Genomic DNA, 13567 nt, shown 5'->3' with positions numbered 1-13567 from the left:
GCGTGCCGATCCGCGTCCTCCTTGTGGACGACGTCGTTGAGGTACGCCGGCTGGTCCGCACCTCGCTCCGTTTCCGGGGCGGGTTCGAGGTCGTGGGCGAGGCGGGTGACGGGGCCGAAGCCGTCCACCTCGCCGCGCTGTTGCGTCCCGACGTCGTCGTACTGGACCTCGGCCTGCCCGACATCGCCGGGCAGGAGCTGCTGAGCCGGATCCGCACCGAGACGCCGTCGGCCAAGGTCGTCGTCTTCTCCGGACTCGACGGCGTCGACCGGGCCTGGATCGACGCCCACGCGGCCGGGTTCGTGGTCAAGGACTCCGAGCTCGGCTACCTCGTCGAGCTGCTCGAGGAGGTCGGGCGGCCGACCCGGCAGGAGGCCGTGCTCGACCTCGCCGACGACCTGAGCAGCGTGGCCACCGCCCGCCGGTTCGTGCGCACCCAGCTCCTGGACTGGGGGATCGAGTCGACGGTCGACGACGCGATGCTCGTGGTGAGCGAGCTGGCCACGAACGCGCTGACCCACGCCGAGTCGTCCTACCGGGTCCGCGTGTCCGCCGTCGGGCCGGCGCTGCGGATCGAGGTGGAGGACGACGGCACGGGCACGCCGGAGCCGCAGCCGCTCACCGACACCGAGGAGCACGGCCGCGGCCTGCACCTCGTCGGCGCACTCGCCGCGTCGTGGGGCATGGAGGCCGGTGAGTCCGGCGGCAAGCGGATCTGGGCGGAGCTTCCGCTCGCCTCCACCGGAGTCGAGTAGGCCGGGCGCCCGCGCGCCGCGTACCCTTGCCCCTTGTGGCAGGACCGGACTTCGACGCAGAGATCAAGCAGCTCCAGGCGACGTTGAGCACCATCGAGAAGGTGCTCGACCTCGACGCGATGCGCAAGGAGATCACCGACCTCGGCGAGCAGGTCGCCGCACCGGACCTGTGGGACGACCAGGCCAACGCCACCCGCGTGACCGGCCGGCTCTCCGCACTCCAGGGCGAGCTCGAGCGATTCACCGGCCTCCAGGGTCGCGTCGAGGACCTCGGCGTCCTCGTCGAGCTGGGGCAGGAGGAGGGCGACGCCGAGTCGCTGGCCGAGGCCGAGGCCGAGCTGGGTCGCCTGCAGAAGTCGATCGAGGCGCTCGAGGTGCGCACGCTCCTCTCCGGCGAGTACGACGAGCGCGAGGCGATCGTGACCGTCCGCTCCGGCGCGGGCGGTGTGGACGCCGCCGACTTCGCCGAGATGCTGATGCGGATGTACACACGCTGGGCCGAGCAGCACAAGTACCCGGTCGAGGTCTTCGACGTCTCCTACGCCGAGGAGGCCGGCATCAAGTCGGCCGAGTTCGCGATCCACGCCCCGTACGCCTACGGCACGCTCTCCGTCGAGGCGGGCACCCACCGCCTGGTGCGGATCAGTCCCTTCGACAACCAGGGGCGCCGCCAGACGTCGTTCGCCGCCATCGAGGTGGTGCCGGTGCTGGAGCAGACCGACGAGATCGAGGTCGACGAGAACGAGGTCCGCGTCGACGTGTTCCGCTCCGGCGGCCCCGGCGGCCAGTCGGTCAACACGACCGACTCGGCGGTCCGCCTGACCCACATCCCGACCGGCATCGTCGTGAGCTGCCAGAACGAGAAGTCGCAGCTGCAGAACAAGGCCAGCGCCATGGTCGTCCTCAAGGCCAAGCTGCTCGCGAAGAAGAAGGCCGAGGAGGCCGCCCTGAAGAAGGACCTCAAGGGCGACGTCGCGGCGGCCTGGGGCGACCAGATGCGCAACTACGTGCTGAACCCCTACCAGATGGTCAAGGACCTGCGCACCGGCTTCGAGGTCGGCAACCCGCAGGCCGTCTTCGACGGCGAGGTCGACGGCTTCATCGAGGCCGGCATCCGCTGGCGCCGCGGCGCCGAGAAGGCCGACGCCAACTGAGGCGGCTCGCGGTCCTGGTCGGCTGCGGCGTCGCGCTCGGCGTGCTGTCCGCGCAGGGTGCGGACCTGCCCGGTGCGCTGCGCGCGCTGCCCGACCTCGGCACGCCGTGGCTGGTGCTGGCCTTCGTGGCCGGCCGGGGAGCCCGCGACGTACGTCGTGCGGCGCTGACCGCCGTCGCGGTCGTCGAGGCCGGGCTGGTGACCTACTACCTCTGGCAGGCGACGCTCGGCGCCGGCGGCTCGATGCTGGCCGACTACGGCGCGCCGGTCTGGCTGGTCAGCGGCGCGCTGCTCGGCGGGCTCTTCGGTGGCGCCGGGTGGCTCGGGGAGCACAGCGAGTCGGGCCCGGTGCGGCTGCTCGCGTGGGCGGTGCTCGCCGGCGTGCCGGTGGCGGAGATTCCGCACGCCCGTGCCAGCGGCGTCGACCACCGCAACCTGGTGATCCTCGCGCTGGTGGCGACGTCGGTCGCCCTGGTCGTCTGGGCGACGGCGCGCGGCCGGGTCGCCACCCACGTGCTGGTGCCGGTCGCCACCGGCCTCGGCCTCCTCGGGTACGGCGTCCACGAGGCGCTGCTCTCGTTCCGCTGACGCCGACGTTCCCCTAGTTTGGGCAGCATGAGGCGCGACCACTGGAGGCGACGCAACGACCGGCTCGACCCCGAGACCGACTTCGTCGAGATCTACCAGAACGTCGTGATGCACGAGTTCCCATGGGACATGAACCAGGCGCTCAGCTTCGCGCTGTTCCGCACCTACGCCGTGCCCGGCATCGGGCGGCTGCTCGACCGGACGGGCGAGTTCACCAGCCGCGTGCAGAAGCGGTACGACGACACGGCGCTGCTCCTCGAGCCGCCCACCCGGCTCGGGTTCGAGCACCCCGAGTCCAGGGCCGCGATCCGCCGGATCAACGCGATGCACCGCGCCTACGACATCCCCGACCACGAGTTCCGCTACGTGCTCAGCACGTTCGTCGTCGTGCCCAAGCGCTGGATGGACGACTACGGCAAGCGCGCGTTCACGGCGAACGAGGTCGAGGCCAGCGTGCGCTACTACCGGACCCTCGGCCGGCACCTGAACATCAAGGACGTCCCGGAGACCTACGCCGGGTTCGAGCAGCTCATGGACTCCTACGAGGCCCAGTACTTCGCGTACGACGCGGGTGGTCGCCGGGTCGCCGACGCCACCCTCGAGCTGATGAAGACGTTCTACGCCCGGCCGGTGCGGAAGCCCGCCGGGCTCTTCGCCCGGGCGCTCATGGACCAGCCGCTGCGCGAGGCGTTCCGGTACGACGCGCCGCCGGTGGCCGTCCAGCGGATCAGCCGCGCGGCGCTCAGGGGTCGCGGGCTGCTGCTGCGCACCTTCCCCGCGCGCAGGGACCCGAAGCGGATCGAGGACATCTCCTGGATCCGCAGCTACCCGGACGGCTACGACATCGAGCGGCTCGGGACGTTCCCGGTCCCGGGCCGCCACGGCTGCCCGGTGCGGCACTAGTGGTCATCCCCGTTGATTCACCAGGGATCTACGCACCCAGCGCACGCACCTCGCTGCGTTGGCGACGCTCGGTAGACAACCCGGTATGCCGTCGCGCCGCCGCCTTGCGATGCACGCACGCTGAGCACGGATACCCCCGACGTATCAACGGGCACGACCACTAGCCGGGCGCTCAGACCAGCGCGGCGTCCCGGACGGCCGCGCACCAGTCGGCCGCGCGGGAGAGCCGGGTCAGGATCCCGGGGGTCTGCAGCGAGCACGACAGCCAGGCGTCGCCGTAGAGCGCCTGGGTGCGGGTGACGGTGTCGTCGTCGTTGATGCACTGCACGGTGACGGCGGGGTCGCCGGGCGTGGGGACCTTCCGCCTCGCGCAGCCGTCGCGCGCCTGCTGCACGAGGGTGGCGGCCTCGTCGGCGGACACGGGGGAGGCGAACAGCCACGCCGTGACCGACGTGCCGTCCTTCGCGGTCCAGGCGCAGCCGAACTCGGCGCCCTCCTGGTGCGCTCCGCCGACGACCTCGAACTTGTCGCCGGCGTTCCAGACCTCGTCGTAGATCGACTTGCCGAGGATCGCTTCCTCGATCGCCGCCCGCGGGATATGGGCGCAGAAGTCGGTGCGGGCGCTGGTCGGCGCGGCGGACGCCGACTCCGACGGCGTCGGCGTCTCCGAGGCCGTGGTGTCGGCGGAGGTGGTGGGCTCGCCGGTGTCGTCGCCGCAGGCGGCCAGGCCCAGGAGCGCCGTCGTCAGCACGACGGCGGAGAGTGCGCGGGTCCGCGGGAGCATGCCCCCAACGTACGCCTTGGTCGGTCTTCTCAGGTGCAGCGGATACGCTCGTCTCCCGTGATCCGCTTCGAGAAGGTCGTGAAGACCTACCCAGGTCAGACCCACTCGGCGCTCGACAACGTGTCGGTCGACGTCGAGAAGGGGGAGTTCGTCTTCCTCGTGGGCACCTCGGGCTCCGGCAAGTCGACCTTCCTCCGTCTCGTCCTGCGGGAGGCCCGCCCGACCTCCGGGCGCGTGTACGTCGCCGGCAAGGAGATCAACCGGCTGGCGAGCTGGAAGGTCCCGCGGATGCGCCGCCAGATCGGCACCGTCTTCCAGGACTTCCGCCTGCTCAACAACAAGACCGTCTCCGAGAACGTCGCCTTCGCCCTCCAGGTGATCGGCCGGTCCCGCTCCGACATCAACGAGGTCGTGCCCGAGACGCTCGAGCTCGTCGGCCTGGAGGGCAAGGGTGACCGGCTGCCCGACGAGCTCTCCGGTGGTGAGCAGCAGCGGGTCGCGATCGCCCGGGCGTTTGTCAACCGCCCGATGATCCTGATCGCCGACGAGCCGACCGGCAACCTCGACCCGACCACCTCGGTCGGCATCATGAAGCTCCTCGACCGGATCAACCGCACCGGCACCACCGTGCTGATGGCGACGCACGACGCCGGGATCGTCGACCAGATGCGCAAGCGCGTGATCGAGCTCGACAGCGGCCGCCTGGTCCGCGACCAGGCGCAGGGCGTGTACGGATTCCAGCACTGAGCGGGCCCGCTCCCGGACTGCCAGACTGACGACCCGAAGGAACCCTCCACCCACATGCAGCTGCGTTACGTCTTCTCCGAGCTCGGCCAGGGCCTGCGCCGGAACCTGTCCATGCACATCGCGGTCATCCTGACCCTCTTCGTCTCCCTGACCCTCGTCGGTCTCGGGGTGCTGCTCAACCAGCAGGCCGACAAGGCCGCCCAGCACTGGGGCAACCAGCTGCAGATCACCGTGTGGCTGTGCAAGGACCGGGACGACAACCCCGCCTGCACCGGCGAGGTCACCGACGCGCAGAAGGACGCGATCGCCACCGAGGTCGAGAAGAACCCCGAGGTCTCCGACTTCCACTTCGAGTCCAAGGAGGAGGCCTTCGACAAGGTCAAGGAGCTCCTCGGACCGGAGAAGTTCGAGGGCCCCAACCCGGCGGCCACCGCGGACGACATGCCGCAGTCGGTGTGGATCACGCTCAACGACCCGGACGAGTACGAAGGCATCACCAGCGCGGTCGTCGGGCTCGACGGGGTGTCGGGCATCCGGGACATGCGCGACGTGCTCCAGCCGATCTACGGCTCGATCAACGCGCTGCAGTGGGCGGCGCTGGCGACCGCGGCGTTCCTCGTCTTCGCGGCGCTGCTCCTGGTCGGCAACACCATCCGGCTGGCGGCGTTCGCGCGCCGCAAGGAGATCGGCATCATGCGGCTGGTCGGCGCGTCGACGCTCTACATCGCGCTGCCGTTCCTCCTCGAGGCGCTGGTGACCGCGGTCATCGGCGTGGTCCTCGCGGGCGGGGCGCTCGCGGCGTTCATGTACTTCGGCATCGACCAGCGCGCCGCGACCGGCCTGGCGTTCATGCCGTGGATCGGCATGCCGGAGTACGTCTTGGCGCTGATCGCGATCGCGATCCTCGGTCCGGTGCTCACCCTGCTCCCGACACTCGTGCTGACGCGCAAATACCTCAAAGTGTGATTCCGCCGGGTTACCGTCGTCGCGTTCACCTCCCCGAACACGTGAAGGCAGCCCGGTGCGTCTCTTCCCCCGTACCGCACGCCGACGCCTGGCCGTGGCGACCGCTGTCGCCAGCCTGGCGATCGGCGCCGTCGTCGCCCCGCTCGCAGTGGCCGATGACGGCAAGGACCTCAAGCACAAGCAGAAGAACGCCCACGCGCAGGTCCGGCACGCCCAGCACGCGCTCGGCGAGTCGAGCTCGGAGCTGCGGCGCGCCGTGGCGTCGCTCACCAGGGCCCGCTCCCAGCTCGCCGAGGCCCGCACCCAGCTGAAGGCCGCCAACGCCAAGCTCGCCGCCGCCCAGGTGCGCGACGACCAGATGCAGGATCGGCTGATCACCGCGCAGATCCGTCTCGACACCGCCCAGCAGGACCTCGCCCAGGGTCGCAACGCGCTCGACGACCAGCGCGAGAAGGTCGCCGACACGATCAGTGACATCTACGAGGAGGGCGACCCCGAGCTGCTGGCCTTCTCCGCGCTGCTGGACGCCCAGACGCCCGCCGACCTGACCCGTCAGATGGAGGCGCGCAACGTCATCGTCGGCCGCGAGACCCGGGCGTACGACGACCTCCACGCGGCCGAGGTGCTCCTCGAGGTCCGCGAGGGCCAGGTCGAGGACGCCCGGGACGCGGTGGAGGTGCAGCGGAAGGCGGCGGCCGAGCACCTGGTGCTGATGGAGGACCTGCGCGCCGGCAAGCGCTCCGCCCGCGACAAGGTGCACCAGCTGGTGCTGACCCGGGCCGAGAGCCGTCAGGCCGCGAAGCGGGCACGCGTCCACGACCTCCGCGCGCTGCGCGCCGCCAAGAAGCGCGAGGCGGCCATCAAGCAGCGCATCCTCGCGGCCCAGCGCCGGGCCCGCGGCGGCTACCAGGGCCCGACGAACGGGCTCTTCATCCGGCCCGTCCCGGGGTCGGTCACCTCGTCGTTCGGCTACCGCGAGCACCCGATCTACCACTACTGGGGCCTCCACGACGGCACCGACTTCGGCGTCTCGTGTGGCGAGCCCATGCGGGCGATCGCCGGCGGCACCGTGATCGCGCGCTACTGGTCCGACGTCTACGGCAACCGCCTCTACGTCTCGCTCGGCAGCATCAACGGCGCCAACGTGACCGCCGTCTACAACCACGCGACCGGTTACCGCGTCGGCGTCGGCGCCCACGTCAACCAGGGCGACGTCGTCGGCTACGTCGGCTCGACCGGCTGGTCCACCGGCTGCCACCTGCACTTCACGCTGCTGGTCAACGGCAACGCCGTCGACCCGATGAACTGGCTGCCCTGAGCCGACCCGGTCACCAGCGCTGGCGCACGTCCTCGGCCCAGCCGGTGAGGTCCGCGATGCGGATCCACTCCCCGGCGTCGTCGCGCACCCGGCCCGACCAGTGCCCGAAGCACTGGCGGCTGTGCGTGGAGAGGACCTTGAGGTCCACGTCGGAGGCCTTGAGGTGGAACGGCGTGAAGGTCAGCTCGACCGCCTCGCCCGCGATCTGCCACGGGGCGAGCCAGTCGTCGGTGCGGTAGTCCCAGACCAGCTCCTCGCTGATCTTCGACAGGTGGCCGTCGACGACCAGTGCGTTCTCCACCGAGCCGGTGCCGTCGGTCCAGCGGCCGCCGACCTGGAGGCCGATCACCCGGCCGTCGACCCGGCCCGAGCCGGCACCCCAGTTCCAGCGCACGGCGTAGGGCCATCGTCCGCGGCCGTGGTCGAGGGTGCCCCAGGATTCGCCGGCGGGTACGTCGTGGGTCGCCCCGTCGACCCGGATCGTGCCGGTGGCCGGGCGCGCGACGTCCTTGACGGTGTACTGGAAGAGCCGGTCCGACCACGGCACGACCACCCCGAGGCACTCGTGCCCCTCGGGCCGGTGGGCGAGCACGTCGATCTCCACGCGCGGCCCGCGGGCACGCAGCCTCGTGCCGCCCTCGACCTCCTCGACCTCGATCCGCATCGTGCCGGCGCGGGCGGTCGCCGGGCCCGCGCCGAGCGTGCCGGGCAGCCTGGCACCGCGGCCGAGCGGTGTGATCGCGTCGTGGGCGATCTCCTCCCCGGTGGCGCGGTCCAGCACCCAGATGCCGTGCACCCCGGCGTAGTCGAGGTGGGAGAGCACCAGCGCCACGACGTGCGTCGGCGTGGTCACCGCCCAGTACTCCCAGCGCTTGTTGCGCCCGCGGCCGCGCCGTCCCCGCCCGATGCCGTCGGTGGTGATCAGTGGCGTGCGGGTCCAGCCGACCGCCTCGGGGTTGAGTCGGCCGTCGGCGCGGGTCAGCGCGACGGGCGCGGTGATCTCCCGCTCGCGGATCGGCAACGGCAGCGCGGGCGAGCCCGCGGCGTGGTCGTGCCGCTGGCGCAGCCGTCGGTTGGACGCGCGGACGGCGTCGGCGTCCACCTTCAGGACCCGGCGGTCGTAGGTCATCAGCCCGTTGGTCTCCTCCTCGACGTCGGCGAGCTGGGTGTAGACGAAGCCCGACAGCCCGGCCTCGACGGCCGGGCCGACCTGGGCGTGCTGCAGCCGCAGGAAGGCGCGCTCGAAGGCGTCGCGGTCGGCGTACCGGCGGTAGCCGAACTCCGTGGCGCTCCACGTGTGGCCGGCCACCCGGTGGGAGCAGCCGCCGTACTCCGAGAGCACCGCCGCCCGCCGGTCCTCGGCGTCGGACCGGGACAGCCGGTAGGGGCGGAGGTAGACGTGCCGGCTGGCGAGGTCGCCCGCGCCCTGGTCGTGCCAGCCGCTGGCGTGGTCGACGACGCGGGTGGGGTCGAGCCGCTTCACCCGGTCGGCGACCCGACGGGCGTCGAACTGGCCCCAGCCCTCGTTGAACGGCACCCACACCGCGACGCTCGGCACCGAGCGCAGCAGCTCGACGGTCGCGTCCGCCTCGTCGAGGAACTCGGCCCGGCCCTCGGCGTCCTGCCGCCCGAACACCCGGTGGCGGGAGTCGTCGAGGCATACCGGGGCCGCCACTGGCGTCGTGACCACCGCCGGGTGGTAGCGCCGCCCGCCGTTGACCAGGTCCTGCCACACGAGCATCCCGAGCCGGTCGCAGTGGTGGTACCACCGCAGCGGCTCGATCTTGATGTGCTTGCGCAGCATCGTGAAGCCGAGGTCGCGGGCGGTGCGGATGTCGTGGACCAGAGCCTCGTCGGACGGGGCCGTGTAGAGACCGTCCGGCCAGTAGCCCTGGTCCAGCAGGCCGGCGTGGAGGTAGGGCTCGCCGTTGAGCAGCAGACGGGTGCGGCCGGCCGCGTCGGGGCCGATCCCGAAGGACCGCATCCCGACGTAGCTCCCGACCCGGTCGTCGCCCAGGCCCACCGACACGTCGTACAGGAAGGGGTCCTCCGGCGACCACCTGCGCACGTGCGGGCCCAACGGGAGCCGGGTGGGCACGCCGACCTCGACATCGCGGCGTACCACCTCGACGCCCTCGGCCAGCACCACGATCTCGGCGGTGCCGGCGACCGGCCCGGCGGCCACGACCTCCACCTCGACCTCGCCGGTCTCGAGATGCGGCGTCAGCATCAGCCGGTCGACCCGGGCGCGCGGCACGGACTCGAGCCAGACCGTCTGCCAGATCCCGGACTGCGCGGTGTACCAGATGCCGCCGGGCCGGAGCTGCTGCTTGCCACGGCTGCGCCACGAGGTGTCGGTGACGTCGCGGACCCGCACCACGATCTCGTGGTCGATCTCGTGGTCGGCGGCGTCGCGCAGTGCGTCGGAGACGTCGAGGGCGAACGGCAGGTAGCCGCCGCGGTGGCCGCCGACCGGCGCGCCGTCCACCCAGACCTCGCAGTCCTGGTCGACCGCGCCGAAGTGCAGCAGCACCCGGTCGCGCACGAACCCGGCCGGCAGCACGAAGGTGCGTCGGTACCACAGCGCCTCGTCGGGCTGCAGGGTCCGGCCGACGCCGGAGAGTGGCGCCTCCGGCGAGAACGGCACGAGGATCTCCCCGTCCCACCGGCTCGGCGCCCGGCGGACCGAGGCGGCGGTGAACGCGTGGTCCCACCGTCCGTTGAGATTGAGGTAGGAGTCGCGCACCAGCTGCGGCCGCGGGTACTCGGGCAGCACGGAGTCGGGGTCGAGCCCGTCGGCCCACGGGGTCCTCATGGCCGGACCCTAGGGCACACGTGCCGCGTCGGGTGGGCTGATATCGGGTTGCCGGGATTTGGGAGGATGGGGCCATGGCCAGGGAGCAGGGGCGCAAGGTCGTCGCGCAGAACAAGAAGGCGCGACACGACTATCACATCGAGGACACCTACGAGGCGGGCCTGGTCCTCCAGGGCACCGAGGTGAAGTCGCTGCGGATGGGGCGCGCGTCGCTGGTCGACGGGTTCGTCGACATCGACGGCCACGAGGCGTGGCTGCACGGCGTGCACATCCCGGAGTACTCCCAGGGCACCTGGACCAACCACGCGGCCCGGCGCAAGCGGAAGCTGCTGCTCAACCGCGTCGAGATCGACAAGATCGAGCGGCGCGTGAACGAGAAGGGCCTGACCGTCGTGCCGCTGGCCCTCTACTTCAAGGACGGTCGCGCGAAGGTCGAGATCGCGCTCGCCAAGGGCAAGAAGTCCTGGGACAAGCGGGCTGCGCTGGCGGAGCGGCAGGCCAACCGGGAGAAGCAGCAGGCGCTGGGCCGACACCTCAAGGGCATGCGTGACTGACCATCCGGACGTCGAGCCCGTCCGGGCCTTCTGGGAGCGGCTCGGTCTGCCCGGCCTCTTCGACGTCCACGTCCACTTCCTGCCGCCGAACATCCAGCGGGCCGTGTACGCCGTCTTCGACGCGGCCGGGCCGAAGATCGGCCGCGAGTGGCCGATCCGCTACCGCCAGGACCACGCCGACCGCGTCGAGATCCTGCGCGCCATGGGCGTGCGGCACTTCCCGACGCTGCCCTACGCGCACAAGCCCGGCGTCGCGGCGTACCTCAACGACTGGGCCGCCGGGTTCGCGCGCGAGGTGCCGGAGTCGCTGCGCTCGGCGACGTTCTTCCCCGAGGAGTCCGCCGCGGCGTACGTCGGGGAGGCGATCGCCGCGGGCGTCGAGATCTTCAAGGTGCACCTGCAGGTGGGGGAGTTCCACCTCGACGCCCCCCTGCTCGACGGCGTCTGGGGGCAGCTCGAGGACGCCGGCACGCCGGTCGTCGTGCACGCGGGCTCCGGGCCGGTCGGCAACGAGTTCACCGGCCCCGCGTCGACCGAGCGGTTGCTGCGCCGGCACCCCAGACTGCGTCTGGTGCTCGCCCACATGGGCGCGCCGGAGTGCGCGGAGTTCCTGGCGCTCGCCGAGACCTACGACGAGGTCCGGCTCGACACGACGATGGTCTTCACCGACTTCTTCCCGCCCTACCCGGCCGAGCTGGTGCCGCGGTTGCGCGGCCTGCAGCCGAGGGTGCTGCTCGGCAGCGACTTCCCGACGATCCCCTACCCCTACGTCCACCAGCTCGAGGGTCTGGCGCGGCTCGACCTCGGCGACGACTGGCTGCGCGCGGTCTGTTGGGAGAACGGCGCCGCGCTGTTCGGCCGCTGACGGTTCCGGGTACCCGGACGGCGTGAGCAAGGACCGACTCTCGACGTACCGTGGCAAGCGCGACACCGGCGCCTCCGGCGAGCCGGCCGGCCACCGCCGTCGAGGTCACCGCGAGGCGATCTTCGTCGTGCAACGCCACGACGCCTCGAGCCTGCACTTCGACTTCCGGCTCGAGGTCGACGGTGTGCTGGCGTCGTGGGCGGTGCCGAAGGGCCCGTCGCTCGACCCGCGCGACAAGCGGCTGGCCGTGCAGGTCGAGGACCACCCGCTCGACTACGCCGACTTCGAGGGTCGGATCGGCGAGGGGTACGGCGAGGGCACGGTGATCGTCTGGGACACCGGCACCTTCGACAACGTCACCGAGCGCAAGGGCGAGCCGGTCGACCTCGCGGACGCGATCGACGCCGGCCACGTGAAGGTCGCCCTGCACGGCGAGAAGCTCACCGGGGCGTTCGCCCTGACGCACACCAGGATGGGCGGCGACGAGAAGAACTGGATGCTGGTCAAGGTCGACGACGACGGAGCCGACCGGCGCCGCAAGCCGACCTCGACCCAGAACGAGTCCGTGCTCAGCGGCAGGACCAACGAGGACCTCTAGACGCAGGTTCGCGCGAGCGCGGCGTCGAGCTCGTGGGTGTGGGTGAGGGTCCATGCGTCGGTCTCGGTGAGCTGGTGGGTGCCGGTGCGGTCCACGAGTCGCGTCAGTCCGTGGGGCGTGGTCCAGAGGTAGGTGGCGTCATCGACTTGTCTGACTCGGTAGCCGCGGTGGGTCTTGGCGCGGTGGTGGGAGCGGGACAGCGGCGCGTTGTTGTGGTCGCCGGTCTGGCCGGGTGGTCCGCCGGGGTCGTAGGGCACGGGGTGGTCGTCGTCGTAGCGGCCGGTCATCGTCGCGGTGTTGACCGCGTGGGGGAAGACGTCGCCGACGCAGCGCAGCCGAGTGCGTTCGGAGACGGCGGTTGGGAACTCGTAGGCGTTGACCGAGACGTGTTCGTCGAGGTCGATGACGGGCTTGAGGGTCACGTGGGCGTGTCCGAGGAGCCTGGTGACCTGTTCGAGCAGCATCGGGCCGAGTCCCTCGACGCGGACGAGGCCGGTCGCTGTGCCGGCGAGGGCGGACTCGTGCAGGTGCAGGTACATCACGGCGCGGTGATGGGGCCTGCGGGCGACTTCGGTGTCGGGCCGGCCGATGGCGTTGAGCAGCTCGTGGACGTCGGTTGGTCGGGCCAGCCATCCGAACGCGATCGCACGGAGCTCGTCGCGGGTCAGATCGTCGAGGGCTGCGGGCAGATCGGGGTGGTGGGCTCGGAGCAGGTCGGGTCGGGCCAGCAGCGCCTCGGCGATCTGCTCGATCCGGGCGTCGACGAGGGTGGCATCTCCGGGTTCGACGCGCGCGAAGACGCCTCGGGTGCCGGTCTCGAGGTCGGTGCGACCGAGCCACACGCCGCGGCGACGACGCTCCTCCTCGAGGCGCGCGAGATGAGCGGCGGTGTCGGCCTCGATGACCTTGGCCTCGGCGATGGTCAGGACCCGGCCCGCGGACTGTCCGGCGATCGCGTCGGCGACTGCGGTGTCGACCAGGCGGGCCTGGTCATGGTCGAGGCGGCGTGCCATCCGGGCGACCTTGGTGGCCACCCAGGGCTCGCAGGCCAGCTCGAGGACCAGCGCCCAGGTGCGGGGAAGCCGGTGGCGCAGGTCGAGGGCGTCGGCCATCGTCGCGCGGGTGGAGGCGGGGTGGGTCTGCCGGGCGATGGCCAGCTCGTGGAGGCACAGCTCCTGCACCGGCGGGGTACCGTCCCCGCCCAGGCTGACCAGCTTGTCCCCGCCGCGACTCGCCGGCGTCGCGCCGGGCTCGGCCTGCGGGTCACCGGAGTGCAGGTCGGCCCAGTGCAGCATCAGCAGCAGGTCCCGCACCTGTGCCGCGCGCCGCTCGACCAGGGCGGTCTCAGCCGCGGCCAGAGTGGCCGCGGCGTCGAGATCGTCGGTGGCAGGTCGCCCCATGCACACACTCTATCCGAACATAGGTTCGGATACAAGCCCTGACTCAAGCAACGGCGACCTGTGATGTCTCAGGACATGGGTGACAGTTCTGTGTCAGGACATCGGTGACACTCGGTGTGTC

General features: G+C 71.6%; 13 protein-coding genes. 10 read left to right on the top strand and 3 right to left on the bottom strand.

Features of this window, described 5'->3' with window-relative positions; genetic code table 11:
• The first annotated feature begins 2 nt into the window (after positions 1-2).
• The 4 genes from PZ894_RS05065 to PZ894_RS05050 are packed head-to-tail and all read left to right on the top strand — an operon-like array spanning position 3 to position 3399.
• Positions 3-755, top strand: a complete 753-nt coding sequence (locus PZ894_RS05065) for a response regulator (RefSeq protein WP_275743059.1) — start codon at positions 3-5, stop codon at positions 753-755.
• A gap of 35 nt (positions 756-790) precedes the next feature.
• Positions 791-1909 carry a peptide chain release factor 2 gene (prfB, locus tag PZ894_RS05060; protein WP_275743057.1) on the top strand — a complete coding sequence of 373 codons (1119 nt, stop codon included), beginning with the start codon at positions 791-793 and terminating at the stop codon, positions 1907-1909.
• Positions 1873-2496, top strand: coding sequence for a DUF6518 family protein (locus PZ894_RS05055; protein ID WP_275743115.1), 624 nt, complete (start codon positions 1873-1875; stop codon positions 2494-2496). Before prfB ends, PZ894_RS05055 begins: the two co-directional genes overlap by 37 nt.
• Positions 2497-2523: 27 nt before the next feature.
• The gene (locus PZ894_RS05050; protein WP_275743055.1) at positions 2524-3399 is read left to right on the top strand and encodes an oxygenase MpaB family protein; all 876 of its coding nucleotides are present in this window, start codon (positions 2524-2526) and stop codon (positions 3397-3399) included.
• Positions 3400-3571: 172 nt separating this feature from the next.
• On the opposite strand, the gene PZ894_RS05045 is transcribed toward PZ894_RS05050, so the two are convergent.
• Positions 3572-4183, bottom strand: coding sequence for a hypothetical protein (locus PZ894_RS05045; RefSeq protein ID WP_275743053.1), 612 nt, complete (start codon positions 4181-4183; stop codon positions 3572-3574).
• Positions 4184-4240: 57 nt separating this feature from the next.
• On the opposite strand from PZ894_RS05045, the gene ftsE reads away from it, so the two are divergent.
• From ftsE to PZ894_RS05030, 3 genes are read left to right on the top strand one after another with little or no spacing between them, the layout of a single operon-like run.
• Positions 4241-4930 carry a cell division ATP-binding protein FtsE gene (gene ftsE / locus PZ894_RS05040; protein WP_275743051.1) on the top strand — a complete coding sequence of 230 codons (690 nt, stop codon included), beginning with the start codon at positions 4241-4243 and terminating at the stop codon, positions 4928-4930.
• 54 nt (positions 4931-4984) lie between these two features.
• Complete coding sequence (gene ftsX / locus PZ894_RS05035; protein ID WP_275743048.1) at positions 4985-5896, top strand: permease-like cell division protein FtsX; 912 nt, start codon at positions 4985-4987, stop codon at positions 5894-5896.
• 55 nt (positions 5897-5951) lie between these two features.
• Positions 5952-7214 carry a M23 family metallopeptidase gene (locus tag PZ894_RS05030; RefSeq protein ID WP_275743046.1) on the top strand — a complete coding sequence of 421 codons (1263 nt, stop codon included), beginning with the start codon at positions 5952-5954 and terminating at the stop codon, positions 7212-7214.
• Between the two features lie 10 nt (positions 7215-7224).
• Here PZ894_RS05030 and PZ894_RS05025 read toward each other — a convergent pair whose 3' ends face one another.
• Positions 7225-10029, bottom strand: a complete 2805-nt coding sequence (locus tag PZ894_RS05025) for a DUF2804 family protein (RefSeq protein ID WP_275743044.1) — start codon at positions 10027-10029, stop codon at positions 7225-7227.
• Positions 10030-10103: 74 nt separating this feature from the next.
• Between PZ894_RS05025 and smpB the strand changes: the two genes are divergently transcribed.
• The 3 genes from smpB to PZ894_RS05010 are packed head-to-tail and all read left to right on the top strand — an operon-like array spanning position 10104 to position 12046.
• Entirely contained in the window at positions 10104-10583 is a 480-nt protein-coding gene (gene smpB, locus PZ894_RS05020) for an SsrA-binding protein SmpB (protein WP_275743042.1), read from the top strand.
• Positions 10576-11448: an amidohydrolase family protein gene (locus PZ894_RS05015; RefSeq protein WP_275743040.1), complete on the top strand. Its 873-nt coding sequence runs from the start codon at positions 10576-10578 to the stop codon at positions 11446-11448. Before smpB ends, PZ894_RS05015 begins: the two co-directional genes overlap by 8 nt.
• Before the next feature lie 22 nt (positions 11449-11470).
• The gene (locus PZ894_RS05010) at positions 11471-12046 is read left to right on the top strand and encodes a DNA polymerase ligase N-terminal domain-containing protein (protein ID WP_275743038.1); all 576 of its coding nucleotides are present in this window, start codon (positions 11471-11473) and stop codon (positions 12044-12046) included.
• On the opposite strand, the gene PZ894_RS05005 is transcribed toward PZ894_RS05010, so the two are convergent.
• Positions 12043-13446 (bottom strand): hypothetical protein, encoded by a 1404-nt coding sequence (locus PZ894_RS05005; protein ID WP_275743036.1) that lies wholly within the window; start codon positions 13444-13446, stop codon positions 12043-12045. The genes PZ894_RS05010 and PZ894_RS05005 overlap by 4 nt on opposite strands.
• Positions 13447-13567: the final 121 nt, after the last annotated feature.

This window comes from Nocardioides sp. YIM 152315 (assembly GCF_029210375.1).
Classification (GTDB): Bacteria; Actinomycetota; Actinomycetes; order Propionibacteriales; family Nocardioidaceae; genus Nocardioides.
This window is presented reverse-complemented; position numbering and strand designations above follow the sequence as displayed.